The sequence below is a fragment of the Runella sp. R5_40 genome (assembly GCF_057652295.1).
Genome location: NZ_JBYFCH010000003.1, coordinates 404,226 through 429,528 on the forward strand (window position 1 = coordinate 404,226; position 25,303 = coordinate 429,528).

32 protein-coding genes and 2 pseudogenes are annotated in these 25,303 nt (G+C 41.2%); 5 read left to right on the plus strand and 29 right to left on the minus strand.

From position 1 onward, the window contains the following. Positions 1 to 38 precede the first annotated feature (38 nt). From AC23N5_RS08935 to AC23N5_RS08945, 3 genes are read right to left on the minus strand one after another with little or no spacing between them, the layout of a single operon-like run. Positions 39 to 554: a DUF4269 domain-containing protein gene (locus tag AC23N5_RS08935; RefSeq protein WP_183973534.1), complete on the minus strand. Its 516-nt coding sequence runs from the start codon at positions 552 to 554 to the stop codon at positions 39 to 41. Next, positions 544 to 1,371 (minus strand): pirin family protein, encoded by an 828-nt coding sequence (locus tag AC23N5_RS08940; RefSeq protein ID WP_487755289.1) that lies wholly within the window; start codon positions 1,369 to 1,371, stop codon positions 544 to 546. Before AC23N5_RS08940 ends, AC23N5_RS08935 begins: the two co-directional genes overlap by 11 nt. A gap of 21 nt (positions 1,372 to 1,392) precedes the next feature. Further along, positions 1,393 to 1,776 (minus strand): DoxX family protein, encoded by a 384-nt coding sequence (locus AC23N5_RS08945; RefSeq protein WP_487755290.1) that lies wholly within the window; start codon positions 1,774 to 1,776, stop codon positions 1,393 to 1,395. An 86-nt stretch (positions 1,777 to 1,862) separates the two neighbouring features. Here AC23N5_RS08945 and AC23N5_RS08950 point away from each other — a divergent pair, with 86 nt between their 5' ends. Then, a complete protein-coding gene (locus tag AC23N5_RS08950; RefSeq protein WP_183973540.1) occupies positions 1,863 to 2,204 on the plus strand; it encodes a winged helix-turn-helix transcriptional regulator in 342 nt (113 codons plus the stop codon). Between the two features lie 18 nt (positions 2,205 to 2,222). Here AC23N5_RS08950 and AC23N5_RS08955 read toward each other — a convergent pair whose 3' ends face one another. Next, complete coding sequence (locus AC23N5_RS08955; RefSeq protein ID WP_122931786.1) at positions 2,223 to 2,426, minus strand: putative signal transducing protein; 204 nt, start codon at positions 2,424 to 2,426, stop codon at positions 2,223 to 2,225. Between the two features lie 67 nt (positions 2,427 to 2,493). Next, the gene (locus AC23N5_RS08960; RefSeq protein ID WP_487755291.1) at positions 2,494 to 2,913 is read right to left on the minus strand and encodes a VOC family protein; all 420 of its coding nucleotides are present in this window, start codon (positions 2,911 to 2,913) and stop codon (positions 2,494 to 2,496) included. A 56-nt stretch (positions 2,914 to 2,969) separates the two neighbouring features. Between AC23N5_RS08960 and AC23N5_RS08965 the strand changes: the two genes are divergently transcribed. Together AC23N5_RS08965 and AC23N5_RS08970 are read left to right on the plus strand one after the other, a co-directional pair. Continuing rightward, the gene (locus AC23N5_RS08965; RefSeq protein WP_487755292.1) at positions 2,970 to 4,151 is read left to right on the plus strand and encodes an MFS transporter; all 1,182 of its coding nucleotides are present in this window, start codon (positions 2,970 to 2,972) and stop codon (positions 4,149 to 4,151) included. A gap of 219 nt (positions 4,152 to 4,370) precedes the next feature. Continuing rightward, positions 4,371 to 5,120: a DeoR/GlpR family DNA-binding transcription regulator gene (locus tag AC23N5_RS08970; RefSeq protein WP_487755293.1), complete on the plus strand. Its 750-nt coding sequence runs from the start codon at positions 4,371 to 4,373 to the stop codon at positions 5,118 to 5,120. A gap of 12 nt (positions 5,121 to 5,132) precedes the next feature. Here AC23N5_RS08970 and AC23N5_RS08975 read toward each other — a convergent pair whose 3' ends face one another. From AC23N5_RS08975 to AC23N5_RS09070, 20 genes and pseudogenes are all read right to left on the minus strand, one after another. Further along, a complete protein-coding gene (locus AC23N5_RS08975) occupies positions 5,133 to 5,453 on the minus strand; it encodes an ArsR/SmtB family transcription factor (RefSeq protein ID WP_487755294.1) in 321 nt (106 codons plus the stop codon). 182 nt (positions 5,454 to 5,635) lie between these two features. Then, positions 5,636 to 7,201, minus strand: coding sequence for a hypothetical protein (locus tag AC23N5_RS08980; RefSeq protein WP_487755295.1), 1,566 nt, complete (start codon positions 7,199 to 7,201; stop codon positions 5,636 to 5,638). Then, entirely contained in the window at positions 7,185 to 7,625 is a 441-nt protein-coding gene (gene arr / locus AC23N5_RS08985; protein ID WP_374757997.1) for an NAD(+)--rifampin ADP-ribosyltransferase, read from the minus strand. Before arr ends, AC23N5_RS08980 begins: the two co-directional genes overlap by 17 nt. Before the next feature lie 306 nt (positions 7,626 to 7,931). Further along, the gene (locus AC23N5_RS08990) at positions 7,932 to 8,282 is read right to left on the minus strand and encodes a cupin domain-containing protein (protein WP_183973554.1); all 351 of its coding nucleotides are present in this window, start codon (positions 8,280 to 8,282) and stop codon (positions 7,932 to 7,934) included. Positions 8,283 to 8,329: 47 nt separating this feature from the next. Beyond that, positions 8,330 to 8,488: pseudogene (locus tag AC23N5_RS08995) on the minus strand (subclass B1 metallo-beta-lactamase); the annotation flags it as partial. A 129-nt stretch (positions 8,489 to 8,617) separates the two neighbouring features. Next, on the minus strand, positions 8,618 to 9,355 hold the full coding sequence (locus AC23N5_RS09000; protein WP_487755296.1) for an SDR family oxidoreductase: 738 nt from the start codon (positions 9,353 to 9,355) through the stop codon (positions 8,618 to 8,620). An 88-nt stretch (positions 9,356 to 9,443) separates the two neighbouring features. Continuing rightward, positions 9,444 to 10,019, minus strand: a complete 576-nt coding sequence (locus AC23N5_RS09005; RefSeq protein ID WP_487755297.1) for a Crp/Fnr family transcriptional regulator — start codon at positions 10,017 to 10,019, stop codon at positions 9,444 to 9,446. A gap of 256 nt (positions 10,020 to 10,275) precedes the next feature. Beyond that, entirely contained in the window at positions 10,276 to 10,878 is a 603-nt protein-coding gene (locus tag AC23N5_RS09010) for a hypothetical protein (RefSeq protein ID WP_487755298.1), read from the minus strand. After that, the gene (locus tag AC23N5_RS09015) at positions 10,875 to 11,339 is read right to left on the minus strand and encodes a DUF1003 domain-containing protein (RefSeq protein WP_487755299.1); all 465 of its coding nucleotides are present in this window, start codon (positions 11,337 to 11,339) and stop codon (positions 10,875 to 10,877) included. The genes AC23N5_RS09010 and AC23N5_RS09015 overlap by 4 nt, the downstream gene beginning before the upstream one ends. A 24-nt stretch (positions 11,340 to 11,363) precedes the next feature. Then, positions 11,364 to 11,723 (minus strand): iron chaperone, encoded by a 360-nt coding sequence (locus AC23N5_RS09020; protein ID WP_487755300.1) that lies wholly within the window; start codon positions 11,721 to 11,723, stop codon positions 11,364 to 11,366. A gap of 97 nt (positions 11,724 to 11,820) precedes the next feature. Continuing rightward, a complete protein-coding gene (locus tag AC23N5_RS09025) occupies positions 11,821 to 12,900 on the minus strand; it encodes a serine hydrolase domain-containing protein (protein WP_487755301.1) in 1,080 nt (359 codons plus the stop codon). A gap of 333 nt (positions 12,901 to 13,233) precedes the next feature. Next, positions 13,234 to 14,148: an NAD(P)-dependent alcohol dehydrogenase gene (locus tag AC23N5_RS09030; RefSeq protein WP_487755302.1), complete on the minus strand. Its 915-nt coding sequence runs from the start codon at positions 14,146 to 14,148 to the stop codon at positions 13,234 to 13,236. A 14-nt stretch (positions 14,149 to 14,162) separates the two neighbouring features. Next, on the minus strand, positions 14,163 to 14,783 hold the full coding sequence (locus AC23N5_RS09035; protein ID WP_183974125.1) for a hypothetical protein: 621 nt from the start codon (positions 14,781 to 14,783) through the stop codon (positions 14,163 to 14,165). A 155-nt stretch (positions 14,784 to 14,938) separates the two neighbouring features. Further along, a complete protein-coding gene (locus tag AC23N5_RS09040; RefSeq protein WP_487755303.1) occupies positions 14,939 to 15,346 on the minus strand; it encodes a cupin domain-containing protein in 408 nt (135 codons plus the stop codon). A gap of 249 nt (positions 15,347 to 15,595) precedes the next feature. Then, positions 15,596 to 16,318, minus strand: a complete 723-nt coding sequence (locus tag AC23N5_RS09045) for a hypothetical protein (protein WP_487755304.1) — start codon at positions 16,316 to 16,318, stop codon at positions 15,596 to 15,598. Positions 16,319 to 16,540: 222 nt separating this feature from the next. After that, the gene (locus AC23N5_RS09050) at positions 16,541 to 17,449 is read right to left on the minus strand and encodes a helix-turn-helix domain-containing protein (RefSeq protein WP_183973578.1); all 909 of its coding nucleotides are present in this window, start codon (positions 17,447 to 17,449) and stop codon (positions 16,541 to 16,543) included. Next, positions 17,446 to 17,841 (minus strand): luciferase domain-containing protein, encoded by a 396-nt coding sequence (locus tag AC23N5_RS09055; protein ID WP_183973580.1) that lies wholly within the window; start codon positions 17,839 to 17,841, stop codon positions 17,446 to 17,448. The genes AC23N5_RS09050 and AC23N5_RS09055 overlap by 4 nt, the downstream gene beginning before the upstream one ends. Before the next feature lie 16 nt (positions 17,842 to 17,857). Then, positions 17,858 to 18,502 carry an SDR family NAD(P)-dependent oxidoreductase gene (locus AC23N5_RS09060; RefSeq protein WP_487755305.1) on the minus strand — a complete coding sequence of 215 codons (645 nt, stop codon included), beginning with the start codon at positions 18,500 to 18,502 and terminating at the stop codon, positions 17,858 to 17,860. 222 nt (positions 18,503 to 18,724) lie between these two features. Then, the gene (locus AC23N5_RS09065) at positions 18,725 to 19,294 is read right to left on the minus strand and encodes a Crp/Fnr family transcriptional regulator (protein WP_487755306.1); all 570 of its coding nucleotides are present in this window, start codon (positions 19,292 to 19,294) and stop codon (positions 18,725 to 18,727) included. 4 nt (positions 19,295 to 19,298) lie between these two features. Next, positions 19,299 to 20,111 (minus strand): oxidoreductase, encoded by an 813-nt coding sequence (locus AC23N5_RS09070; RefSeq protein ID WP_487755307.1) that lies wholly within the window; start codon positions 20,109 to 20,111, stop codon positions 19,299 to 19,301. A 48-nt stretch (positions 20,112 to 20,159) separates the two neighbouring features. Here AC23N5_RS09070 and AC23N5_RS09075 point away from each other — a divergent pair, with 48 nt between their 5' ends. After that, positions 20,160 to 20,312 carry a hypothetical protein gene (locus tag AC23N5_RS09075; protein ID WP_487755308.1) on the plus strand — a complete coding sequence of 51 codons (153 nt, stop codon included), beginning with the start codon at positions 20,160 to 20,162 and terminating at the stop codon, positions 20,310 to 20,312. 166 nt (positions 20,313 to 20,478) lie between these two features. Here AC23N5_RS09075 and AC23N5_RS09080 read toward each other — a convergent pair whose 3' ends face one another. The 4 genes from AC23N5_RS09080 to AC23N5_RS09095 form a co-directional block, all read right to left on the minus strand. Further along, positions 20,479 to 21,420 carry an alpha/beta hydrolase gene (locus tag AC23N5_RS09080; protein WP_487755309.1) on the minus strand — a complete coding sequence of 314 codons (942 nt, stop codon included), beginning with the start codon at positions 21,418 to 21,420 and terminating at the stop codon, positions 20,479 to 20,481. Between the two features lie 686 nt (positions 21,421 to 22,106). Beyond that, a complete protein-coding gene (locus AC23N5_RS09085) occupies positions 22,107 to 23,177 on the minus strand; it encodes a bile acid:sodium symporter family protein (RefSeq protein ID WP_183973590.1) in 1,071 nt (356 codons plus the stop codon). Between the two features lie 75 nt (positions 23,178 to 23,252). Next, on the minus strand, positions 23,253 to 24,047 hold the full coding sequence (locus AC23N5_RS09090) for a class II aldolase/adducin family protein (RefSeq protein ID WP_487755310.1): 795 nt from the start codon (positions 24,045 to 24,047) through the stop codon (positions 23,253 to 23,255). 5 nt (positions 24,048 to 24,052) lie between these two features. Beyond that, positions 24,053 to 24,484, minus strand: a complete 432-nt coding sequence (locus tag AC23N5_RS09095; RefSeq protein WP_183973592.1) for a MarR family winged helix-turn-helix transcriptional regulator — start codon at positions 24,482 to 24,484, stop codon at positions 24,053 to 24,055. Between the two features lie 225 nt (positions 24,485 to 24,709). On the opposite strand from AC23N5_RS09095, the pseudogene AC23N5_RS09100 reads away from it, so the two are divergent. Continuing rightward, positions 24,710 to 25,196, plus strand: a pseudogene (locus tag AC23N5_RS09100) (IS91 family transposase); the annotation flags it as partial. Positions 25,197 to 25,303 lie beyond the last annotated feature (107 nt).

Consider the following 25,303-nt stretch of genomic DNA (forward strand, 5'->3'; position numbering starts at 1 on the left):
GTCTCAAAGACTTTCTAAGTCTGTACTTTTTGGTAAGCCTAAACCTCCAACGTAAGGAGCGCTAAGTAGGGGTCGCCTTCCAGACCCAAGGCCAGGGCAAAGGCAGGCTCGGTCTTGTATCCTTGTCGCTTCAACGAAACAATCTGCTGCCGAAAAGCTTCGCCGTGCTGAGCGAGGAGTTTGTCTTCAACCAGCATATGGCGGTAGGCGTTTTGAGTTTTTGGGGGAATGTTTTGGCCAAATACCTCAATTTCAACCCCATCGACTATAAAATGTGCAACGACGGCTTGATGAGCGGGATTTTCCCAAAAAGTAAAATTGGGGTAATGGCCAAACAATGAATGGAGCGTTGCTGCAAAATCGCTTTTGTCTGACCACTGACAAATGATGTCAAGGTCGCTGCTTTCGATGTCAATATTGATAGGAATCGTACCAACCAACACAGGCGAAAATGGCGCGAGTTGCGTCAAAATTCGGTGGTTGGTCAGTACGTCGTAGGCGCGTTGTTGTCGCTCGTTTCCCGTTTTTAAATAGTCTATGGTGTCAAATTTCATTCAAATGAGGCATTTTACCTTGACGGTATTCGCGGTACAGTCGTATAATGTCTTCCTGCGTATCGCCAATAAACGGCCCGTGGCTGACGATGGGAGCTTGGTGAGGCTGCCCTGCGTATAGGACAAAACGAGCGCTTTGTTCGGTACTTTGAACATGGAGTTCGCTCTCCGTTTCGTTCAATGAATCCAGCCATCCGACTTGGCCTTTTTCTAACTGGCGACCGCCAACTATTACACTTCCCTCAAGAACGTAAACAAATCCGTTGTAGTGTGCAGGAATCGGTTGGGTTACTTCCGAGGTGGCATTGAGCTGGAAATCGACCAAAGTAAAAGGTGTGTGGTTGCGCAAGGGTGAGGTGAGGCCATGGCTACTGCCACTATATACCCGAATCGTACCTTGTTTGTTTTGGAGCGTAGGTACATTTTCGAGCGTTAATTTTTGCCAAGAAGGTTCTATCCAGCGCTTTTCGGGCGGCAAGACCAACCACAATTGCAAAATCCGCAGCGTGGTTTGTGCCGTAATCTCTTCGGTGTGAACAATCCCTCTCCCTGCCGTCATGAGTTCGAGGCTTCCTTTTTGCCATTCTTTATCATTTCCATCAACAACAAAAGTGACGGTTTCAAAACCCGCGTGTGGATGCGCCCCTCCTACGGGTGGGCCACCAGGTAAGTTGAGCTGATCGTCCATGAGTAAAAAAAACGGGTCGGTTTGGGGGAAATGCTGCCCGTCAATGAGTGCCGCAGCGGCGTGCCCTTTTCCTAAAAAACCTTGGTGGAATTTGGGAGTAAAAGCAAATTTAATGGTACGTTGGTTCATAGCTGTAGTTGATTGAAATACTTAATGCGTTGTTAAATTAGGCGAAAATACGCGTTGGAGCAAATCGGGGAAACGCACGGCAATGGTAATCCAGAGAATAACCTGCACACCAACGGCCATTCCGACAGGTTGCTGGTGTTGGAGGTGCGTTGCGATGGCGCCGCCCATGTAGGCGATGAGAAAGAAGGCGCCGATGATGGCCGTTCGTGGAACAAGAAACAATACCAATGACGTAATTTCCACCAATCCGATGAGACGGTACGTATGGGCATCAATGCCAATGGCGCTCGCTTGGGCGATGGCGGCTTCGTTTTGGCTAATTTTTAAGAATGCACTAAACGCAAATAATAGCCCTAAAACAGCGGTTAACGCCCAGCCCGTAATTTTAATTGATTTGGATGACATGGTTTTTAAATTTTTTATTTCGGGACAAAGTTCTTTTAAAATGCTATACATTTGTAACCTGTTACAAAAAGGATACCGATTACAAAATGGATACCATACACACAAAAGAAGCCTGTCAAAAGTCGATTTTGGCCATTCGAGATACGTTGGATGTGGTAGGGGGAAAGTGGAAACTTATTTTGCTGACCATTCTAATGACGGGGCCGCGGAGGTTTAGAGAACTGTCGCGGGAGGCGGGGATTTCGCCGAGAATATTGTCGAAGGAGTTGCAAGAACTAGAGATGAACGAGTTGGTCAACCGTACTGTCCAAAACACAAAACCGATTACGGTGGAGTATTCGCTTACGCCTTACAGCGAAAGCCTGAATGACGTATTGAGTTCGATGCAGCATTGGGGCGTCGAACATCGGAGGAAGATGATTCGCTAAAAAGCTGGGGGTAGCTTTTTACAATTTAGTGACAATGTTGGTAGCCGATTCGTAGTCCGAATCGAGTACCAACAGTTTAATATTGCCTCTCGGGCGACAAAAAGTAGAACTTGAGCCCATGTTTGGGTCTTTTAGAATGGCTTTGATTTTTACGCTTTCCAAAAGTTTTTTGGCCATTTGGCATTGTATCCAAGTTCCGCTGTAGATTTCGATAAATTCCATTGCCTTTCGATAGATAAACCTTACAAAGGTACTAAAGAGGTATATGTCGAATAACTACTTTTTATCCCTATTCAGTAATTTCAATAAGATTGTTTTCTGGATCTAAAATCACACTTTCATAATAACCATCTCCAGTCATTCTTGGTTCTCCAACTACCTGAAATTCATTTTCTTGTAGCTTTTTAGTTAGCTTGTCTACTTGCTCTTTACTTCCGACCGAAATAGCCAAATGTATAATTCCTAATCGTTGATTTTCAACTGTTTGGGATATGTTGTTTACTTCAGGCTTGTGCATCAATTCGAGGCGTGCTCCTTGCTCGAAAGACAAAAAATACGATTGAAAATTTTTGGTTGGATTGTGGTATTTGGCGCTAGAAATGGCCCCAAAATAAGTTTCGTAAAAAGCCCTCATTTGTTCGAGGTTTTGTACCCAAATGGCAATGTGTTCGATTTTCATAGAGTTTGTTTTTTTTGCAATATTTTGCAAATTTGCTTATAATTGCAAAATAATTGAAGTTTTCTACCAAAAAATCTCGTACAAACATGAATTTCCGCGACGATGCCATCGAATTAGATCTGAAAAAAGCACGATTTGCCCTCAAAGCCATTTTTCTGGTGTGCGGTATTGGGATTTCGAGTTGGGCGCCGATGGTTCCTTATACCAAAGACCGACTTGGCCTCGACGACGGTAGGATGGGGGTTTTGCTCTTGTTTTTAGGGGCAGGGGCAATTATCCTGATGCCGATTTCGGGTTGGCTGATTTCCAAAATAGGCTCCCTAAAAACGATGATTGGCTCTGCCATCGTGATGTCGGTGGCGTTGCCGCTGCTGTTGCTTATGGATTCTTCGGTGGCCATGGCGGCCATGCTTTTCGTGTTTGGGGCAGGTCTTGGTAGCATCGATGTCGCCATGAATGCACACGGGGTTCAGATTCAAAATTTGTCGGAAAAACCCATCATGTCGTCTATCCACGGCTTTTTTAGCGTAGGGGGACTGGTAGGGCCGCTGGCCATTGGGCTGTTGATAAAGTTGGGTATAACGCCGTTGATGGCGGCCATTTCTGTATCAGGATTAATGATGTTGATTGTACTTACCCAGTTTCGTTTTTTGATGGATGCCGCTACCGAAGTGAAAGTCAATCGCCGATTTGCGCCTGAAAAAAGCGAAGAAAGCTCAGGAGGTGCTTCTTGGCTGAATGCCCAAGTGCTTTTTTTGGGAGCGATGTGTTTTGCGGTGTTTTTGGCCGAAGGAGCCATGCTCGACTGGAGCGCCATTTTTCTCCGCGACAATCGAGGCGTAGAGGAGGCATTGTCGGGAGTAGGCTACGCGGCGTTTTCAGTTGCCATGGCGGTCATGCGTTTGGTGGGTGACAAAGTAGTTTCAAAATTAGATACCAAAACGGTAGTGTCGGGAGGCGCGTTTGTGGGGGTCGCAGGTTTTGCCCTCATTGTCGGAACTCCTTGGCTTATTGGCGCTTTTGTAGGGTTTGTTTTGGTAGGAATCGGTGCGGCCAATATTGTTCCTGTGTTTTTCAGCGAAGGCGGACGACTCAAAAACGTACCAAGTTCGGTCGCTCTTGCGGCCATTACGAGCATGGGCTACGCTGGTCAATTGGCAGGCCCAGCGATTCTAGGGTTTATTGCCCAACAAACGTCCTTGTCGATAGCCTTTGGCTTTACAGGCTTTTTGCTGCTGTTAGTAGCCGTAGCGTATGGCAGGAAGTAGCCGTGAAGCGGGTTGCTCACAACCCGATTTTGCCCGTGTTGAGGGTTGCTCACAACCCGATTTTTGCCTGTGCTGAGGGTTGCTCACAACCCGATTTTGCCCGTGTTGAGGGTTGCTCACAACCTGATTTAACGCACGCCAATATTGGAAAAGGGGCGGGTTGTGAGCAACCCGCTTCACGTTTGGCTTCACGTTTGAAAATATATAAAACCTCAAAAAATGTTAAAAGAGGAGCGTTTTGACCATATTTTGAAAGTCATAAAAGCGACCAATAAAGCTTCGTTTGAAGAGTTGGCGTTGAGTTTGAACGTCTCAGAAGATACTGTCCGTCGAGACATTGAAGTACTTGCAAAGAGTGGATTGCTAGTGAAAGTAAGAGGTGGAGCCATTAGCCCTTCGGCGAGCCCGCTTTCGTTTCAAGACCGCGCGGATATGTTCCCTGACGCTAAAAAAGTAATTGCGCTCAAAGCCCAACAACAGCTCTTGGGAGCTAAAACCGTGTTTATAGACGGAGGTACGACCATGCTGGCGTTTGTTTCAAGTATTCCGATTGATGCCAGTTTTCGACTGATAACCAATAACATAGCCTTACTTTCGCTGTTGTCGGCGCACCACGGAATCGAAGTGATTGTATTGGGGGGAAATTATAACCGAAGTACGCAAACCAACGTAGGAGTTCAAACGTGCCTCGAAGCCCAAAAGTACCAAGCCGATGTGTATTTTATGGGAGCATGTTCGATAGACAGTCGAATCGGAATCACCGCCTCTATCCAAGACGAGGGGGAAGTGAAGAAAATCCTGATGGCATCGGCCCGAAAAACAATCGTATTGAGCAACAAAGAAAAGCTCGAAACCGTCGATTTTTTTAAGGTATGCGAACTTTCGGCTATCGACGCTCTCATCACCGACTTGCCGAGCAACGACCCCGCGCTCGACAATTACCGAAAGTTTGATATTGAGATTTTATAAGCAGAAGGCTGCTTACGTTTGTTGGTTTTGTATGGTTTGTAATAACGTATCAAGCTGGCTGAAACGCGTTTCCCAAATCTTCCTAAACTGCTCAAGCCATTTGTCGATTTCTTTCATTCGTTCTAGCTCAAGCGTATAGTAAATTTCGCGGCCTTTGTGCTCCTGTTTTACCAATTCACACTCGGTCAGGATGCGTAAGTGCTTCGAAACGGCCTGACGGGTGGTGTCAAAATGCTCTGCAATCGAATTGGGTGTCATCGACTGCAACGCAATCAACGCAATAATCGCCCGTCTGGTAGGGTCCGCAATGGCCTGAAACACGTCTCTTCTCATTGTTGTTTTTTATTTATGAAGCCAATTGGTTGCAAATGTAGGCGCAGCTTTTTGGTTTCGCAAGTTCTTTTTGTAAATTTTTTGGTTTTGGGGTTATTGTCCGAAGGTTTAATCCGTGTGAATCCGTTAAATCAGTGTCATCAGTGTGCTAAAATCGTCGATAATAGCATACTGATGACACCTTATTCATCCTCGTAGCCATGATACAAATACAACGCTCCGTACGTCCAGTTGGGGCCTTCGAGTCCAGGAAAATTGAAGCGATCCATCATCAGCGCCACATACCGAAAAGGGTATCCTTCGGGCAGTTCAACGACGTTGGGCCATACCCTAGTACCCGAAGTAGCGTCCCACGGAGGTAAATCCATTTTGAGGGTACCAATTTCTTGAAGCGTAGGGTAGGAGTAAATAAATAGTTGCCGTTCCTGACTTCCCGAAAAGCAATACCGTTCGTTCCCAATTTTCTGAATAGACGTTCCCGTAGAATTGTGCTGAACGGGGCCTGCAATGCGCCGATACCCTTTGTTCCACTCCTCCGATTCGAGCATGATGGCCTTGTAACCGTTTTGGTTTTCGCAGGTAAGCATCCGCCACTTACGGGCTGTGGAATCAAAAACAACGTGCGGGTCTTCGATGTCGCCCACGAGGCCAAACGGCGTGGCTTTCATCACCGAAAACCCAAACCGAGGGTCGCGCTGGCTTTCGATGGCCAAGAGTTGTTTTTTCTCTTCGGGCTTTGCATACGCACTAAATCCCGTCGTAAGCCCCCGCCAAGTTTTTACTTTTCGGTCGTAAAACAGGTGAGAAGCCACCTCATTGCGGAGCAAACCGTCGTTTCGGTCAAATACAATCACGCCTTCCAATCGGAGGTCGAAGGTAGTTGGGTCGAGGCTAAATACGCCCTGAACGTGGTGGGGCAAGGCTCGGCCTCGTATCGTCATGGTGTACCAAAGCCGCCCCTTGTCCAAGAGCGGACTGCCATCTTCGTAGGTAATGGCGCGGATGTCGGCCAGACCCATGCCGCTACTAAGTACCGATTCTACTTTCTTAATAAGCACTTCTCCTCTCTGAAGCCCCACGTACAAGCGAGCTTGGAACGAATGAAGGTATTTTTTGTGGCGTAAATCTAGGATTTGACCAAAATCAAACTGCCCGATTGGGCGTGGTAAATCACCGTTTTCCAGGAAAAGCGTTAGGCCACTTCCTAGCATTTGGAGGATGATTTTACCTTTGATTTGGGCGTTTTTGCTGTTTTTTGTGGCAATGGAAGACTCCGTAACTACCTGTGCGTTTTTTACTATTTTTTGGCGTACGTCTAGCAATTGTTCGTCCTTAAAAACCAATTTAACCACAAACTGCTCGCTTTGGGACGCATCCGTAAACTCAAAACCCATCTCACCTTGGCCTTGGCAGCGGGCGAGGTCAAGGATATAGGTAGCAAACGGATTGAAGCCGCCAAACCAAATAGAGGTTTGAGTTTCGGACGTTGATTGAATGGATAATTGTTGGGAAAGCACGTTCACTTCCGCAGGCGTTGGTGAAGCATGGCGGACGGGATACATGGCCGATAAGCCGATGATTTCGCGGGGGTGCAGGGCGGCCAACGGTAGTTGCTGCGTTTCATCAAAAATAAACCGACGAACACCTTGCCGAACAAAGTTGATTTTTTCGGGAGATTGGGCGGTTGCTTTTACGAACGAAACAAGCACCAGTACAAAAAAGAAAGGCCGATTAATTAATGATTTCACCTTTGTTGTTGTCCAATTTATCACGAAATGTTTGAATCGCCTGTGGCGTTTGTTTGCCCCATTCGGTTACTTCTCCCACAATTTTTAAAGGTGCTTGTGAGCGATAAGAACGAGTTAGATTGCCTGGGAATTTTTTATCAGTGAGGTTCGGGTCATGCTCAAAACTACCCGTAGGCTCAATGATATACACGCGTTCGGGGCCATCGCCTTTGGCCAATGCTGCCGCAAGTCCTGCACCGCTGACCAGCGCCGTGAAATAAATATGATTCATTACCAGTTCAGATTGGTAGTTGGAAAGACCACCTGCTATCAACAAATCACCCAGTTGTAAATCAGCTTTTGTACCATGGTAAAAAGGGCCTTTGTCGGAAGGAGCTGCTCCATATAAAGTGCTTAGTTCGTGATTCTTTTTGGCGTTTTCCACATCATCCAAGTCGTCATAGCACGCCGAAATTTGAGAGTATAAAGTGGGGAGTGCGCTTTTAGTAGCTTCATTGTCGGCCTTTAAAGCATATTCTAACGCAATGGTTAGCCAGTGTAAGCGGTCAGCGACGGTAGGTTGATGTCGAGCTACGTAATAGGCAGCAAGAAACTTTTCAAACTCATTGGTAGCTTCCTCCCAGCCTTGTCGAAATAGGTGATTGGCTTCTTCGGGATTGCCCTTGGCCTCCATTTCCATTCCTTGAAGGCAGCGTTTCACAATAGTGTTGAAAGGTGAAAATTCCATTTGCTAGTTTTGGGGGTTTAAATCAATTCTATCGCCGTGGGCTTTGGGTTCGGAGATGACTAAGAAGTGAAGGTCAGTAGCGCCTTCGTTTTTGATTTTGTGCTTTTTGTTGGCTTCTACATGACAACCTTCGTTGGTGTTTACTACAAAAACTTCGTTTTCGATTTCAAATGTGGCTTGTCCTTCCAAAATAAAGAAAAATTGCTGCGCTTTTTGATGGTAATGCAAGGCTTCGGACGTATGGGGTGGCATTCGTTCTTGAATGATACTCAGTGAGTTGGTTTTTAACAAATGCCAACCGTCGCAGTTTTGTCCCCAAGTATAATGTTCGGAGGAGTCTTTACTTCTTTTCATGGATGACTGAAAAATAAACTTTAGAGAATGATCTGTGTATGTTAGTTTTTCTTAAAAAGTTGCTCGCCAAACATCTCGGTTTTGAAGAGGCCAATGGTGTCTCTGGTATGGCCTTCTCCGAACGATTGGGCGACAATGGTTTCGTTGCCCACTTTTAAAACTAGCGAATCGCGGAAGCTATTTTGGGGAACAACATACTTGTTTTCTTGGGTAAAAGATTTATAAACTACTTTGGCTTTGAAGCGAGGTTTTTTTTGGGCGCTGGCGTAGAAAAATGAGCAGGCAAAGAGTAAGGATAACAATGGCTTTAATAGGCTTTTCATTGGTGCTGTGGTTTATAGTCCGTTTTTCATGATGTTATCGGCAAGCTTTGGCAAAAATCGGTGGATGCGCCGTAGCCATTTGGTCTTGCCGATGTAACTCTCGAATTTATCGGCCTTGAAATTACGCAAAAATTCATCGGTTAATTCCTCGGCCGTGATTTTTGATTTTCCGCGCCCTGCGGTCATGGGCGTGTCTATCAAAGCAGGAATGATTTCGAAAACCTTGATGCTCGTTTCTTCCAACTGATACCGTAGAGTTTTGCTAAAACTGTGAAGGGCGGCTTTCGTAGCACAATATACCGAGGCCGATTTTTTGGGAGAAATGAATAATCCACTACTTACATTGATAACGGCGCTGTTTGGGTTTTTGAGTAGCAATGGAAGCAATAAACCAGTCAATTGGAGGGGGGCAGTGAGGTTGGCCGATACTTCGTAGTCGATTTTGTACGTAAGATTAGGTTCATCTATAAAATGGTAATTGTACTGAACGGCGGCATTGTTGACCAAAACGTTCAGGTCGGGGTGCTGCTGCTCGATAAACAATACCAAATCGTCCAAGGAACGCTTGTCGGTGAGGTCGCCCACAAAAATGTCGATGTCGGGGTACGTGGCTTGTATTTCTTCCAATTTTTCTTGGTTGCGGCCAGTGATAATGACTTTGTTGTTGAGGGTCAGAAAACGGGTGGCTAAAGCAAGCCCAATTCCCGAAGAACCGCCCGTGATTAAGATGGTGTTTCCAGAGGTATTCATTGTGTATTTTATGTAAAGTGATTAGTAAGATGACACCACAAAACTGCGGAATACCTCATCCTTTTTCATTTACATAGGTTGATAAATGCTACTTGCCCGCCATTTTTCGCCGTATTCGACTGAGCTGCGTGGGGGTAATTCCCAAGTAAGAAGCGATGTGGTATTGGGTAATTTGCTGCTCCAACTGCGGAAACTCCTTCTTGAATAGTTGGTAACGCTTGTCGGCGTCCAGCAGTACGATTTCGATTTCCCGTTGTTCTTTTTGCACAAAAAATTGCTCGGCCAATACCCTTGCTCCGCGTTCGATGTCGGGGCACGTAGGGTAGAGGTGCTGAATGTCTCTAAACGACGCCACCTGAAGGGTACAGTCGGTAAGGGCTTGTTGGATAATTTGGTTGGGGCGGCCCGTGATGAGCGATGCGTAGCCACCCACGAAGCAAGGATTTACAAAAAAGTGTTTGTTATACTCGACAGCTTCGGCATTTCGGTAAAACGCCCGAAGGATACCTTTTTCCAAAAAACCGATTTCTTTGGCCACCTGCCCATCATCAATGAAATACGCTCCTTTTTGCAATGTTTTGGGGGTAAACAACGCCGCAAATCGCTCCCAACTCTCAGGCGATACAGGAGTGAGTCGCTGGAAGAATGTTTTTAACTCGGTCATGGAAGTGGATTTCCAAAATGCTTTTTGTGTAAACAATTATCAATAGATTTCACGGCTAAATACCTTGTTTGAAAAGTAATATGATATTTTTTATCCCGCAGATAAACGCAGATTAAAATTCAACGCGGATTGGCGCAGATAAGCTCATTAGCCGAATTAATCACCCAAAATCTGCGGTTATCTGCGGTTTTAGAATCAGCGTAAATCTGCGGGTAAATTATAAAGAAACTTAATAAACAACGTACTAAATAATCGCCTAATTTGTTCTAAAGTCCTCTTTATTAGTAAAATACTCAAATCCGAGCACGAGTAGCATGGAGTAGATTAAGGTTACTTTCTGCATAATCGCCAATAAACCCCAATCGCCAAAGCCGTATAGAAACAAGGAGTAATAAAAGATGCCCATACAAAGAATGCAGCCAAATTTAAAGAAATGTAGCTTCGTTTTTAGGGTAAAAACTGTTATGTAAAACAGCCCAAGCAAAGAAGATGTGCTGGAGAGGGTTACCATAACGTCGTGCAACGGAGTCGCAATGAGGAAGTTGAAGAGAATATCGCTGAAGCCAACAATCGTTAAGACTAATGAGGCGTGTTTGTTAGACATCTTTTTGGCCATATTGATAAAAAATAGACCAAAGCCCAAGGAATTAAAAGCCATGCCAATGGTCGCCCAGACTCTCGACGGGTTTTCGGTGCCATTGAGGGCGTTGGGTTGAAATAAATTGCTAATGAAATTTTGAGTCCAGTCGAATCCCACGGAGTTTTTGTCGTGTAGGGATCCGCCAGGATAAAGATGGGCACCCGTACAAATGAAGCCTACCGAAAGAAGAAGGCACATTAAAACCAAGTGTTTCTTCATTTTTTTGTTTCAAAAGCCTCCAGCCTGTTTAATATCTGAAGAATAAGGTCATTCTGATTTTCCAAATGTTTCAGAATCGCCTCAATTTCACTTTCTGCTTTCTTATTGATGGAAAAATCTTGCTCAGCCCTAAGTTCAGAATGCTTCGACTGCAAGTTTTGCCCAACCATAATAAGGGGCATAAGAAAAATCTGAACCATGTTGGAGATAAACAACCACAAAACAAAAGCTGGGTACGGGTCAAACCGTAAGGTGGTGGGAGCGAGGGTGTTCCAGCCAAGCCACAGGGCTGTCCAGCAGAAGATTATGAGAAAAAATCCCATACTCCCGACATGGTCAGTAATCCACAAAGCAGCCTTGTCGAGGGTAGAAAGCTTTTCTTTATGCTTCTGATTGACGTTATAAATAGGGTGGTAGTTGTTCTTGATTTCCTTAACGGATTGAATATCTTGATGTTTCATGGGCAAATCATGGTAAGTGTCGGACTACATTTTTGAAGTGCTTCGGGCGTTGTTTTCGCTTACTCTGAATTTTACAATCCTTTCCATGAGTTGGTAGGGCATAGGTTGGTCAAGCGGAAATTGCACCGAACCTTTTCCTTGCTTATACGTTGAAAGCTCGGCTTGAAATTCGTCATGTCCCGATGGCGTTGCATAAAATCCGATGTGGTTTTTAAATGCTGCAAAATAAACCAATGGTTTTTTGTGTGTCTTGTAAGCAGGCATTCCGTACGCAAACGATTCCTCTGCTTCGGGGGCATTGTCCTTTATCAACGTTCTAATGTTTCTCAAGATTTCCTGCACATTGTCGGGAAACTGCTGCATGTATATTTCGATTTCGTTCATTTTATTTATGATTGTTTGCTGGATTTTAGTTGGTTATTTTCTGATAGCGCGAGCGAGATATTTTTGTTATCGAAGAGCTGTTATTGGCTGGTTTTTCTTATTTTTCCTTCAACGCTTGAAATATTTTACCAAGAATAAAATATGCCCTTGTATGAGGATACCAGTTTCCGTATGCACCAGAGGTCAGAGCAATCACCATATTTTCTTCGGGAACAACCACCAAATGATTACCACCGTTTCCTGATGCCCATAGATAGCTTATTTCTCTGTTGCCAAACTTCCTTTTAGTTTTGTACCAAAGCATACCATACCCGTCAGCCAATGGATTGTAGTTGCCTATTGCAGGGGAGTTTTCGTTCAATAACCTATTCATATAATTATAATCGGCTAACTGTTTATTCCCCCATTTCCCTTTATTCGCAACCAATAAACCCAATTTTGCAAAGTCCAGCGTGGATATATAGAGGTTTCCAGCAGCCCCCGTTTGATTCGCCGCATTGGTGTACCAGTAAAACTCTTTAATTTCCAAAGGGTCAAAAACTTTTTGCTTCGCATAGTCTTTTAAGCTCATGCCCGACTTTTCTTCTATGATAGCTCCAATCAAAACGGCGTTGATGTCTGCATAGACCCATTTTCTTCCAGGCTCGCCCGATAGTGGAACGCTTAACAAGTAGCTTAACCATTCGTCCTTTGCTATCCATTTCCCTTCGCTCCCCATTGTTTTAGAATTGTCAGAATCGGCATCTAAACCAGAAGCCATATTCAGGAGATGAATGAGTTTAACCTTTTTATAATCTTCGTGAATAGAGGGGTGCTTTTCCTTAGAAAAAAAAGAATAAACGTCTTGTTCTAAATTTTTTACCAATCCGTCTTTGATAGCTACTCCTAAAAGTAATGCGGTAATGCTCTTCCCAGCAGACCGAATATCATGTATATGGTTACGCCAAAATGTATTGTAGTAGTTTTCCAAGACAATTTTATTGTCTTTAATCACAACCAGACCTCGAAAATCTCGTTGCTTAAATTTAGAAATTGTATCGGTAAGAGCATTGATGGAATCTTTATTAAAGCCCGCATCCGCTGGACTGACTGCGGGAATATTGGGGATAGGTTTCATTTGTGCATAGGTGGAGTAGGTTAGACACAAAAGAAAGCCTATTAAGAGTTTATGATTCATACTTCGAAATGAGTTTAATATCATCATTTTTAAATTTTAGACTTTCCAAGTTTACAATGCCAATGATTATTAAGTGTTTATGCCTAAAACTTGGAAAGTCTATTTTGCATAATTACTTAAAAATGAAAAGCTTCGTCAAGAGGTACCACAAGCCCTAATAAACCAAAAATACTAATTCCGCTTGCTATTCCAAGGCTTTAAGCCTAGTTTGGTAAAAAAGGCTAGAATAATGGTTGCAATTTGGATGTTCGCCCCATCGAAGTGAGAAAGCTATATCAAAACAACTACAAAAGCAAAAAAGCAGGTCAAAACCTGCTTTTAGAGTAGCGCTATTCAGTCACTTATTTTGAGTACGACATTCCCCTTTTTTCGTCCTTCGTCAACATACCTATGTGCTTCTATTATTTCAGCCATTTGAAAAGTCTTGTCAATTGTCGCCTTAAAAGCTCCTTTTTCAAATAGCTCTTTTAACAGCTCTAATTGTTGTATTGTGTCGGAAGCATATTCATTTACACTCTTATAAATTCCGTTTTCGTTTAAGAGTGCCGCACATTTTTTTCGATTGAATACCCCAACGGCATCAAAAATTACATCAAACTTTTCGTCTCGATTGGTAAAATCTTCTTTGTCGTATAAAATGATGTTTGTAACGCCTAGTTCGCCAACAAGTTTTTGCCCTCTGGAACTGCAAACAGCAGTTATATCAGCCTGATAATGTTTGGCTATCTGGATGGCTGCCGTTCCTACTGAACCTGTTGCGCCGATAATCAGGATTTTTTTGGTTGGCTTTTCGGTAATTTTTGCTTTTTCTAGAAAATAAATGGCTGTATGTCCACCAAAAACGATGGCTGCGGCTTCTTCGTAGGTAGCATTTTTAGGCATTTTAAGCACATGGCTGTGCTGGTCAACGGCTATATATTCGGCATGAGTTCCCAATTTAAACCCCCTCATCCCGAATACGTTATCACCAACTTTAAATTTGGAAACCTTGTCTCCAACCGCTTCAACAATACCCGAAAAAGTAGTACCTAAAATCGGTTGTCTAGGTTTTGAAATACCTAAAACCAGCCGCATGATGACCTTCATAAATCCCTTTACACGAAGGCTTCTTACCCTAGCATCGCCAGAGTTGACGGTAGTAGCAACTATTTTGACAAGAATTTGGCTGCCTTTAGGTATTGGTTTGGCAACCTCCTGAAGTTGTAAAACCTCAGGAGGGCCATATTGGGGGCAGATTACAGCTTTCATTTGTTCTTTTAACATTAAAAATTGAAACCAAAATCAAACCCAGGTTGAATAAAGTAGTTATTCCATTTTTGTTCTACTGCCTTAAAAGATGCAGGAACATTGGTTCTTATAGGCCAATAGCTAATTCCGATAGCTGGTTCAAAAAAGAAACGGTTTTTAAAAAACTTAAACTGGTACCCCAAATAAGAATCCACATACAACGTGTAGCCATTTCCAATTTTTTTCCCATTCTTATCCATGTATTTTTCAAAAGCATTCAATGCTTGAACAGACACATAAGCTCCCTTCCACCAAAACCGCTGATAGCCTATGGTAGGTGCCAATATGCGAGCATGGCCAGGGTAGTTTTCTCCTGGAGCATCAAATGACGATGAACTAAAAGGGATACCTATTGGCCAGGAATAAATGGAGCGTTTGAATCGAAAGGAAATAATATCTTTGGGGGTTATTCGATAGCCAACATTCAATTGGAAATACTCAGGGTTATTTGTTTTATCAAAATTACCCAATAACCACAAAGTGCTGCCAACCCACCATTTTTTATACGTGCTGTCTTTTTTTGCATCTTGTGCACTCATCGGCAAACTGCTTGCCAACATTAAGGTAAGTCCAATCCATAAAATCTTCTTTTGCATCTCTGTTTTCATTCATGTTAAACGATGCTGCAAAGGTAGATTGGGGAAATGTCTGACCTCGTTCACTTAAGTTAAGAAATGCACCAGTAATGAATCGCTATCGAAAGCACTTACCACCAGGATAACCGCCTGAGTTTCGTGCCATTCCAAACGCCTTATTTATTGTCTTCAAACCATTTTACAATAGATGGCATATTTCTTTCAAAACCACCAGGAATAAAAAAGTTAAGAAGCCCGCATTTCTCATTCGTTTTGTTAGCAAAGTCGTGAACAGTTTTGGCGGGTATTCTTAAAAAAGTTCCTTTCTCTACGTCAATCCACTTGTCGCCTACGAGTATTGATGCAACACCTTCAATACCATAAAATACTTCATCATTGGCCTCGTGTTGGTGCGCACCAGGTCCGTCCGAGTTTGGTTCAAGCCACCACTCTGAAATGCTGTATTTGTTTGCGGTTTCGTTTTCGTCTGCTTTGAAAACTGCTGTCATCGTCCCGCAGTTGTAAATTCTTCCTTCTCCTGTTTTAAGGAAGAGACTGTCCGTTTCTTTATGTTTATGCTCCATGATTCAATATTACTACTTTCGTTTTTGTTCAGTGTTGAACAATACCTTCGGTAGCTATGTTTGGACAAAAGGGTTAAATTTAAGTCCAATTTAAACTTAAATTTATTGTGGCAAAAACACCTCGTCATAAAACCTGAGGTTCGTTCAATTCCGAAGGCTTTCGGGAGTTTGGATATGTAGCTAATAGTAGCACTAATATACTTTTATTATTTCATTTGGCCCCTTGTCAGTTCATTGTTGTGTTTTTATTTAAATCTTAAAAAACCATAGACTGAATTCCTGCCAAAAAGAAAATTTATAAAAGTTCATGACCGAATAATGATAACCAAGATGAATCAACAATGCCAGGGGAAAAACACCAAACCGTTTGTGAGAATACCAATCCCATACAGATAGGGCTAAAAGCAAAACATCTCCCAACAGCAATCCAAATGGTTGCACTACTGTTTCGTTACCAATTGTTGGAAACAAATGCAGTCCGCTCTCGAAATAATTATAGATAATCCTGTCGAAAACCGCAGTAAATAGAGGGAATATCGTACAGAGTATAAAGCGAGCATGTACCGCCGCATTTTTTCTGAAATAAATAGCCAATCCATAAAAAAGTAAAAATACTGCAAGAGCAATGAGTACCGAGGCCGTAAAAAAAACATCTATCTCGCTTAATGTTGACAGTTGGTTTATCCTGTATTTAAAAAGGTCAATAGTGGAGAATGCAATCAACGGAACAAGGAAATAAGATAATTTCCCCAGCAGTTGATGAGTCTTCTTTTTTTTAGTTTTAATAAGATAAGGCTGTATTATCAATAAACCGCACCAGAGAATCATCAAACCGCCATGAATATGCATACGAAAGTTCTCCTGCTTAAGCAGAGCACTAAAATAACTTAGCCAAAAAGCGAGTACTACCAGTGCACAGAATACCAAAAACAAAAGATGGCTTTTTCTGAATAAAAACTGGTTTAATTTCATTGCAGTTGTATGACTCGTTTATTTATGTTTTGTAACGTTAGCGTCTAAAATGACGCACAACGTTTCGCAACTTTGTGAAGGTGGGATTTTTAGCATAAACTTTCTTGATAATCCCATACTTCAAATATAGTACAAATCTTTCTAAAAAGCACGTTAACCCGCCTGATGCAAAACCCGTGCTAGCCGTAGTGCATTGCCCGTCAAGTTTGTTTTTATATACTATCAATTAAATGATTTTCTAAACTCCAAAGGCGAAAGGTTTGTCTTTGTCTTAAATAGTTTATTGAACGATTGCGAGTGCTCAAAGCCTAATTCATACGCAATTTCGCTGATGGAAAGGTCGGTTGTCGATAATTTCTCTTTCGCCTTTTCAATCAACTTTTCGTGAATGTGTTGCTGCGTGCTTTGTCCAGTGAGCGTTCTTAATAAACTTCCTAAATAACTTGACGAGACATTTAATTGCTCCGCAACGTAGCGTACTGTCGGCAGACCCTTCGAAATCAAATCTTCGCTGTGAAAATAATCCGAAAGCAATTTCTCCAAACGCTCTAAAACCTGATGGTTGGATTTCTCTCGTGTAATAAACTGGCGATTGTAGAATCGTTCGCTGTATCTCAACAAATTTTCAATGTGCGTAATGATGATTTGTTTGCTAAACTTGTCGATGTTGCTTTGGTATTCCTGCTGGATATTTTCAATAATTCCGTTGATTGTTTTTTCTTCTTTTTCAGATAACCACAATGCTTCGTTTGCCGAGTAATCAAAAAAGTCGTATTGCTTGATTGACTTGGCAAGCTGGGTGTTCCAAAAAAAATCGGGATGAATGAGCAACAACCAGCCCGATTGAGTAGGTGCTTCTTTGTCACTTGTTGATAGACTAAAAACCTGACCAGGCGACATAAAAAACATAACACCTCTGTCAAAATCATACTCCTGTTGTCCGTATTTGAGGCTGATATTGGTGCTACGTTTAATGCAAATTGAATAAAAGTCAATGACTACACTCGTTACGTTATTTTCGGCTGGTACGCTTGCCAAATCCACCACACTTATCAATGGGTGTAAGGGCTCTCCAAAAACCCGAAGGCGGTGATATTCGCTTATTGATTTTACTTTTTTGCTTTCTTTCATCCCTGTTTCAACGTAATTGATGATAAACTTTTGGGAAGTTTAGCCCATTCAGTTTCAAATAAGCTATGAGGAATTGCACCATTTTTACTTGCTTTGAGTAGATATGAAAAACGCAACAGAGATAAGGCAAATGGAATTTTGTCTTCGCTCGATACAATGTATGTAACTGCAACTTTATGTATATACAAGTGTTTTTGCACGATGTTCCTTTGCAGCAATTGAGAAGTTATAGTTTCCCCAAAGACAATATCCAAAGTTCCGTCATCATGTATATGCCCAAACTCTTTATTTTGAACAAAAAACGCTCTCGATACAAAATCGCCGTTTTCTGCACTTGTTTTATTCCATTGCAAAATTACGTTTTCTATTTCGGTTGGTATTTTAGATTTCATTTTTAAAATATTTCTATCAATACTGAATTTCAACATCGGTTCGGTTTACATACATTTCCCAAAATTTAGCTGCCAATATTTTTGGTGAATGTGTTGGACTGTCGGGCCGAATGGAATTATTTACTGTCAATGTACCCACATAAATATTGTCTTTTTTGAGCACTTCGTTCAATTGAAAAGCAAGATTTCGCAACGCGGCTTTTGTTATAGATAATGAACCTACCTGAACGTTGGGATGAAGAGAAAGTCCGCCACCAGTAAACAAAATGGCGCCATTGGCTGCTTTTAATTGTGGATGTAAGGTTTTCACACAATGAAAAGCATTCGCAACCGACATGTTAAAATCATCGGTTAGGTCGGTGGCATTTTCGTCAATGATGTTTTTGAATTTCATTGCAGCTACATTGTACAACAGTACCTCTACACCTCCGATTTTTGCGGTCAATTGAATAAGCGCATTTTCTAGCTGCAATGTGTCATAAGCATCTGCAACGGCATATTCGGCAATGACGCCTTTTGCTTTAAAATCTTCAACTTGAGCTTTTAGTTTTTCTTCGTTTCTGCTTATCAATCCGATAGAGAAATTATTTTCTGCAAATTTTTCAGCAATAGCCAAACTTAAATTAGGCCCTGCGCCTACGATGATGATGTTCTTGTTCATTGTTTTTCTGTTTTTTTGTTGATGCAAAATTGCAACGACTTCAAAAAACAGATGTAGTCAAAACGACTGATGTTGTAGCCTAAATGAAATAATGGATGGGTTTGGGTCTTTCAGTTCGGGTATTACCGAAGGCGGCGATTTTTTGCACCACACGTAAACAGTAATCCCAATGCTCAAACCTACCCGCTGTCTGCTGAAAAATAAAAAGAGGTGAAGGAAAAATTAACGGATATTTTTCCTAATTCTGCTCAACGAAGATTGGGTAACCCCCAAGTAGGATGCTAAGTAGGAAAGCGGAATACGATTTACAAGTTGTGGGTATTTCTCCATAAACTCCAAGTAGCGAGTAGAGGCATCCTCCGAAACCAAGGGACTTCTTCTCTCTATCTTTTGTATTAATGATTTTTTGACGATTTTGTTTACAATACTTTCCCAACCAACAATGGTATTAGCGATTTCTTCCCAATTTTGTTTGGTAAACACAATTAGTTTGCAGTCCGTAACCGCTTGCACATATCCTGAAGAGGGAATTTTGTTGTCAAAACTGTCTAAGTCCACAACAAAATTGTTTTCGTCTATAAAATACTTGGTAATTTCTTCGCCTTTGTTGTTATAATAGCAAACCCGAAGAATGCCGTCTAAAACGAACCCAACTTGTTTTGCAATTTTGCCTGCTTCTGAAAAATAATCTTCTTTGCGAAGTACTAACTCCGTTGACTTACTTGAGATGAAGTCAATTTGCTGTTTGTTTAAATTTCCGAATTGCAATAAATAATTGATCAATGCTTCCATCGTTTTATTTCATTTGGCTCATTATCAGTTTGTCAAATAGTTTATCGGAGAGAATTTTTCTGAAAAATAACATCATTTTTGCTCCCGAAGCACCAACATACCTTGTTTTCGGTTGATTTGATTCAATGCCTTGTTTGATCAATTTAGCAATGACAATTGGGTCGGCAGCATCTTTTTCTACTGCTGCATACATATTGATCACGCCTTTTGCCAAAGAACTGTAGGCCGTATTGCCCGAAACTCTTGACATGTATTCAGTTCCAAGCCCTGTCATTTCTGATTTTGTGCCGCCCGGTTCAATGACTATTACGTCAATTCCGAACGACTTTACTTCTTTGCGAAGTGCATCACTCAATCCTTCAATAGCAAATTTGCTTGCGTGATACCATACGCCCATTGGCAAGGTTACTTTACCGCCAACCGACGAAATGTTTACGATTTTTCCGTAATTGTTTTTTCGCATAGTGGGCAATACCAATTGGATTAAACGTGCGACACCAAAAACGTTTACTTCCAACTGATATTTTGCGTCGGACATTGGCATATCTTCCAACGCACCGTAATATCCCGAACCTGCATTGTTGATTAAAACGTCAATACTTCCTGCTTCTTTCAAAATTTGTTCAACACAAGCAACAAGGCTTTCTTCTTTAGTAACGTCCAAAGAAATTGGTTTTATGCCGTGTGTTTTTAAGTCTTGCATTTTCTCTGTTCTGCGTGCTGCACCGTAAACGTTGTAACCGTTTTGTGCCAAATAAATTGCTGTTGCTTTTCCAATTCCTGCCGAAGCACCTGTTATTAAAACCGTCTTTGCCATTATTTTATTTTTTACATTATTGATGGTGCAAAATTGGCTCAATAGAAAATGGAATTATTTGTCATTTGGCAAAAAGTGAGTTTTGTGGGGGTGTCTTGTCTTACCGCCAACGTTCGAGGCATGTCACAGGGCTGGATTGTTGCTGTGTCCGCCCAGCAACTGAAGCCGATTAGAATTACTGAAGTTGAAGCTAACAACTAAATGCCAAATAGAATTCGGTCAAGCCCGATAGTAGCCGAAAGTAGTAAAGCTGCCGATTGTTATTCCGTCTGCCCGCCATAGCGACAAACCCCTGTTGAACAAAACCTTCGGTAGCTGCATTTGGACAAAAGGGTTAATTTTAAGAGCAATGTAAGCTTAAACTATATCATGGCAAAAACGCTTGTATGTCTTGCGTCCATTCGCTTTTATATTTTGTCAAGTAGTTTTCGTGTCCTGCTTCTTGATAAATTTTTAATGTTTTATGTCCGCCTAAATTATTGAATAGTTGGTCAATTTCTTCTCTGCTTACTTTTTCGTCTTTTGCTCCATAAAGTAAAAGAGTGGGGCAATTTATTTTCTTGGCGTATTCTGTCGGGTTGTGTCCAAATGCCCAAAAACCGTTTTGTAGTCCACCCCAAAAAACCAAAAGGCCTGCCATTGGAAATGTCGGCGCATTCATCGTTTCAAACCTTGCACAAACTGTCTTATACATAGAACCGAATGGACATTCAATGATGATTCCTTTTGGTTTAATGCCAAAGCTGCTAACAGCTTTCATTGTCGCAACAGAACCCATTGAGGTTCCAAATAAGTAAATGTTTTGTTCTCCTTTTTCGGTCAAGTAGTCAAAACACGTTTTAACTTGTTCTGCTTCCAAAAATCCGATGGTCGTTTGGTTGCCTTCTGAACCACCTGAACCCATAAAGTCAACAATAAAAGTGTTAAAACCAAGCCCAAGGAAAATGTCTGACTTGTCAATCATTGAAGATTTATTTTCACCAAAACCGTGAAAAAGTATCACTGTCCCCTTCGCATTTTTTGCCTTGATACTCCAACATTCGATTTCTCTGTTGCTTTTGAGCCTGATTGTTTCAAAGTCGCCAGTTGGAGTGATTAAGTTTTCGGGTCTTGGATTACTAACACCCAAAATTAAAGTGTTAATTTTCTGTCCTGTTGATAGCTTTTTCGGGTCTTTGGTTTTTTCAATTTTACTGTCAGCAAAGTGAGTGAACTTGTATGAATGAAAAATCGCAACAATGTTCATCAAAACAAAAATTGCTGTCAAAGCCCAAAGGCTACGTGTTACCCATTTTCTATTTTTTGTCAAGTCGTAATTTGTTTTAGTGTCTGTCTTTTAGGGTTGCCGTTAATGGTTACAGCTTGCAACAGTGGTGGAAGTTAGCACTAAACTTCTACAGAAGCAATTCCATTTAAATAAAAACCAAATTGCCCAAAATGCACAACACCCGCCTGTGCTGCAAACCGTTTTTATTGCCATTGGTCTTACGGTTAGTTTTTAAATTTCCACTCCCATACTTCTCCGTCTTCTGGGTCAATAACAACACCAACAAATTCATAATTATTTTTCTTCAAAACTTTTGTCGATGCATTTTCTTCCATAAGAGTTCTCGCCGTTACCCGTCCACGGTAAATTGTCTTTACTTGATGTTTGAAGTTTTATCATTTTCAAGCTTGCCGTTTTAACTATGGCCTTGTCTTTGAAAATCGCAGGCTCTTTTTGTGTGTCTTTATGCAATGACTGCTAACGGACGAGTATTGAAGAAGTGGGGGAACTTGAAAAACGTTTGCTCGAATTAAGCACAGCAGTAAAATAGAACGGCGTTGTTGCATGAATTGAGTAATATATTGAATATCAATTAGTTGTAAAATGATAAAATTTTTATAAATACCTGATATTCAATTGTTTAAAAATATTCACGCAACAAAGCCGTTGGAAAATAAAAAAGCAAAATAGGACTCTCTCATTTTACAAAGAGAAAGTCCCTGATTAGGCTATTCTTTATTTCGCCACCAATTTGCTAAGGATGTTCCTTCAATTGTAATCCAAGGAATCGAAATTACCGCCGCTAAGCCAACAGTAGCAACTTTACCCATTTGCAAAGCAAGAACTGAGGCAAGTGTCGAGTTTTGAGTACCTACTTCCAATGAAATTGTTCGACATGTGGCCTCATCAAGACCTGTCAATCGTCCGCTCCAATAACCAAATAAGTAGCCGGTAGTATGGTGAATCATACAAGCCAAAAAGAGTAAAGGGCCTGTATTAAGTAAATTATCTCGACCAGATGATACAATTAAGAGAACTATCAACAGCATACCTAACATTGATAAAGTTGGCATGATTGATTGCAACCAAGAAACCCCGTTCCGAATTAATTTATTGACAACCAGCCCTAATATCACAGGAACTATAATAATTTCGAGAACGTGAAGCACCATTTTCATTAAATCAATTTCTATTAGTTGCCCAGCCAATATTTTCATTAAAAGAGGAGTCATCAGGGGAGCAATCAAAGTAGAAACTGTGGCAATTGTAATTGATAATGGTAAGTTTGCCTTAGCTATAAAAGCCATTACATTGGACGTAACCCCCGAAGGTACACAGCCAACTAGGATAAAACCTGCTGCTATTTCGGGTGGAAAACCAAAACTTTTTGCAATAATTACACCTACCATTGGCATAATTGTAAAATGACTTACCAAACCAATTATTACTGCTTTTGGTGTTTTTACTACCCCTTCAAAATCCTTCAAACTCATTTCAGTTCCCATGGAAAACATTATAATTTGAAGTAAAGGCACTACCAAAGTGTTCAGTTTAAAATCTCCAACTTTTTGAAAATATTGTGGATAAAACATACCTAAAGCTACCACTGCAAATGTCCACGAAATAAACGTGGTTTGTTTAAGCTTAGAGTTATTCATTCCTCCAATGGCAAAACAAACCAAAGAGGCAATGATATAAGGACCAATATCTCCTCTATTATTACCCAAAATCAATATACTTAGGGCAATAAGTCCCAAAATGAAGGAGCAAACGAGCAATAGCCTGAATAAATTTTTCATTTGAAAACAATGATATACTTTCAAGGTAATTGTGTTACCCCTAGCATTTTGAGTCAATAAGGATTAAATGAATAATTATTCGTACAGATTTGGAATAAGTCGTTCGATTTTTTGCAGAAGTGTATGAAAACTGAACATTCCAGCAAGCGGATAACCAGTATCTCGACGCACTTGAAGAGCTGTTTCGCTATCAATTTTTATGGTTGGTGTATTCGTTGATTCAGCTAATATTTGAGCTTGACAACTGCGTTCCATTGTTACAAACCACCAGACAGCTTCTTCTACGCTTTGCCCAACTGTAATAAGTCCATGGTTTTGGAGAATGGCTGCTTTATTTTTACCTAATGCCTTTGCAATCCTTGCACCTTCATCTAATTCACCTGCAACACCTCCAAACTCAGTATAAATGGCATGGTCTTCAAAAAATGCACAGGCGTCTTGAGTAATGGGATCTAAGGTCTTACCCAAACAAGAAAAAGCTTTACCATAAACAGAGTGGGCATGTGCGGCCGCAATAACATCTGGACGAGCTTTATGTACATTAGAGTGTATGGCAAATGCTGCTTTATTAACCGAATATTTACCTTCTATTACTTGCCCCGAATGATTAACCAATATTAAATCCGACAATTTAACACTCCCGAACTCTATACCAAAAGGATTTACCCAAAAATGGTCGGTATGCTCGGGATCACGAGCCGTTATGTGTCCTGCAACTCCTTCATTAAAGCCAAATTTGTCAAAAATCCGGAACGATGCTATAAGCATTTTCTTGCGGTGTTCACGTGCATCTTCCATAGAATCAAATTCCAAACGAAGTGGAATGCCTTGGGGCATAGGTATTTGAGGAGGTAGGCTTGACTTTTCCATCATTTTTAGTTTTTACAGTTGTTAATTATTTTATCAAGTTGAGTCTTTAAATTATTTATTTCTTCTAAATTAAAATCTGTTAATGCCTTTGCTCTATTTTCAATCACAATCGGGTAAATTTTTTCAATAATTTTATTTCCCTCTTCCGTAATATCCAAGACAAACTTTCTTCTGTCGTTGTTGTTAATTGTGCGTTGTATATACTTTTTTTGGGATAATAATTCAATTATTCTGGTAATAGATGCAAAGTCCTTGAATACCAGCTCTGCAATCTGATTTTGTGAAAGATTTTTATTCTCCTGCAAGGTTTTTAACACTAACCATTGATCAATCGTAATATCATAGCCATTTTTTAAGATTTGGTTTTGAGCATATTTTCGATAGACCTTAATTGACTTTTCTAAGGTGTAAAAAATTATTTCGTCTATTTTTTCCATGTCGAATTATTTATTTGATGCAAATATAATTGATATATCAATTAAAATACAAAAAAACATTAAAATATAATTTCGGGTAAAAATGGGATTAGATAGCATTAACAATAACTCAGCTTTTGAAAATTTCAAACGCATAGTCCACAGCGACATTTTCAATGCGTGGTGAACGTCACACGGTATTTGCTCAAATTTCACTCTGTAAAATACTTCCGTTTGTTTTTTAACGGGGTCACCTTATCACTGCATCCACATTTACACTGTATCGTTCCAGGCGGTGGCGTATGTGTGAAGGGCAATTGGCACAACTTGCGGGCAGATGGTAAGTTTTTGTTTGCAGTAAAAGCCATGAGCAAGGTGTTTAGAGCCAAGTATGTAGCTGAGCTGCGCAAAAAACTGGAGATAGACAAAGCCCTTAGAGAGGAGCTGTTTGCCAGAAATTGGATTGTGTATGCCAAGCGACCATTTGGTTCTGCGAAGTCAGTGGTGGAATATTTGGTCGGACCGCCGATGCGGCAGATACACACATAAAGTAGCCATTAGCAACCATCGCATCCAGCAGGTGGATGAGGAATGTGTTACTTTTTCCTGCAAAGATTACCGCCAAAATGGTCTTAAAAAGTCCATGTGTTTGAGCCATGCGGAGTTTATCAGGCGTTTTGCTCAGCATATATTGCCCAAACGCTTCGTTAGAATACGACACGCCTCATACATGGGCGTTGGCCAACCCCAAAGCATCCGTCCTGTTAGTTAACGGGATGGGTAGGGGGATTTATGCTCTAACACTAACAAAAACCCATAAAAATGGTGCCGAAACAGCCG